General features: G+C 74.3%; 3 protein-coding genes. 1 reads left to right on the top strand and 2 read right to left on the bottom strand.

The features are described from left to right. Positions 1 to 649 (top strand): sensor histidine kinase (locus tag IE312_RS40845; RefSeq protein WP_229900119.1); only part of this gene is annotated, 649 nt, incomplete at its 5' end. An 11-nt stretch (positions 650 to 660) separates the two neighbouring features. On the opposite strand, the gene IE312_RS19100 is transcribed toward IE312_RS40845, so the two are convergent. Together IE312_RS19100 and IE312_RS19095 are read right to left on the bottom strand one after the other, a co-directional pair. Beyond that, entirely contained in the window at positions 661 to 1,155 is a 495-nt protein-coding gene (locus IE312_RS19100; protein ID WP_189983348.1) for an SUKH-3 domain-containing protein, read from the bottom strand. Positions 1,156 to 1,223: 68 nt separating this feature from the next. Next, positions 1,224 to 1,739, bottom strand: coding sequence for a YwqJ-related putative deaminase (locus tag IE312_RS19095; protein ID WP_189983346.1), 516 nt, complete (start codon positions 1,737 to 1,739; stop codon positions 1,224 to 1,226). Between the last annotated feature and the right edge of the window lie 134 nt (positions 1,740 to 1,873).

Genomic DNA, 1,873 nt, shown 5'->3' with positions numbered 1-1,873 from the left:
CCGGGTGAGTCTGATGGTGGTGCACGCGGCGGCGTTGCAGGCGGTGGCGCGGAAGGATCCCGAGAAGGCGGTGCGCAACGCGGCTCTGGTGGGGGACATGGGGCGGCAGGCGTTGACGGAGTTGCGGGAGATGCTCGGGGTGCTGCGTGCGGGGGAGGACGCGGGCCGGCGGGTGGCGTCGGCGTCGTTGGCGGTGGTGGGGGAGGCGGCGGTCGCGGCGGCTTCGCGGGTGGCGGCGGCGGAGGGGGCGGCGGAGGGTCCCTGTCTGTCGGAGCTGGAGGAGTTGATCGGGCAGTCGGCGGCCGCGGGGATGGTGGTGGATCTGTCGGTCGAGGGGGAGGTGCGGTCGTATGCGGCGGAGGTGGAGCAGACGGCGTACCGGGTGGTGCAGGAGGCGTTGACGAACGTCCACAAGCACGCGGCGGGGGCGAAGACGCACGTGCGGTTGGCGCACCGGGTGTCGGAGATCGCGATGCAGGTGGAGAACGAGCCGCCGCCGGAGCCGGCGTCGGCGTCGGCGGGGTTGCCGTCGGGCGGGAACGGTCTGGTGGGGATGCGGGAGCGGGTGCTGGCGCTGGGCGGGGTGTTCGTGTCGGGTCCGACGGAGGCGGGGGGTTTCCGGGTGTCGGCGGTGATTCCGGCGGGGTAGGGGCGGTGGTGTCAGCCGGCGGTGAGGCGTACCGGGGGGATGCCGGTGACGAGGGCGGCGAGGGCGTGGTCGATGTCGGGGCCGAGGTACCAGTCGCCGGTGTGGTCGATGGTGTAGACGCGGCCTTCGGCGTCGACGGCGAGGAGGGCGGCGGTGTCGGTCTCCTCGCCGAGGGGGCACAGTTCGGTGCCCAGGGCGCGGCCGAGGTCGCCGAGGGTGCGGGCGAGGTGGAGGCCGTGCAGGGGGTCGAGGTGGAGGGCGGCGGGGGCGATCTGGCGGCCGGGGCCGGCGGGGGTGATGGTGAGGCCGCCGAATTCGGCCCAGGCTTCGACGGCGGCGGGGAACACGGTGTGCCGGTGTCCGGCGGGTGAGGTGTGTTCGCGCAGGATGTCGGCCCAGATCTCGGCCTGTTTTATGTCCCAGCGTCCGGGTTGCCAGCCGGCGGCGCGCAGGGCGGCGTCGACGGGTACGGGGAAGCGTGTGGTCGAGGTGCGGTCGGGGTGCATCTGCTCTTCGTTCGTCGAGCTCGGCGGGTGGTTCGGCGGGTGGTTCGGCGGTGTGCGGGGGTGCGGGGTCAGTCGTCGGGGGCGGCGGGGTCGACGATGCGGACGCCGAAGTGGGCGCTCAGGGCCGTGCAGGCGCGGCAGGGGGCGGCGAAGCTGCCGTGGAGGGGGTCGCCGTCCTCGCGTATGCGGCGGGCGGTGAGCTTGGCGTTCTTGAGGGCTTTGCGGGCTTCGCCGTTGGTCATGGGTCTGCGGGCGGCGCGTCTGCTGCGGGCGGCGTCGGCGGTGGCGAGGTGCCGGGAGATGAGGATGGTCTCGGCGCAGCGGCCGGTGAAGCGGTGGCGTTGTGCGCTGGTGAGGGTGTCGAGGAAGTCCTTGACGAGGGGGTGCAGGGCGGGTGGCTGGTCGCTGCGGGCGGCGGTGCCGGTGAGGGTGGCGCCGCGGACGGAGAGGGCGGCGGCGACGGCGGGCAGGATGCCGTCGCGGCGGTGGCGGAGGACGGGGGCGGGGGGTGTGTCGGTGCCGCTCCAGCCGATGCGGGGGTCGCCGGCCCGCACGTCGGTACCTCCGGTCTGCAACGCGTTCATGATCGTTCTCCCCTCCCCGGGCATGCCCCCGAAGGACACAGGGTGCCAAATGCCGTGGCTGGTGCGGAAGCTGGGGCGGGGTGCGACGCGTGTGCGGGGGCGTGCGGTGACGGTGCGGTGACGCTGGGGTGACG

This window comes from Streptomyces capoamus, from assembly GCF_014654935.1.
Lineage (GTDB): Bacteria > Actinomycetota > Actinomycetes > Streptomycetales > Streptomycetaceae > Streptomyces > Streptomyces capoamus.
This window is presented reverse-complemented; position numbering and strand designations above follow the sequence as displayed.

Coding starts and splice junctions, on each gene's coding strand:
- IE312_RS19100 (WP_189983348.1), bottom strand. CDS start 1,155: ATGCACCCCGACCGCACCTCGACCACACGCTTCCCCGTACCCGTCGAC.
- IE312_RS19095 (WP_189983346.1), bottom strand. CDS start 1,739: ATGAACGCGTTGCAGACCGGAGGTACCGACGTGCGGGCCGGCGACCCC.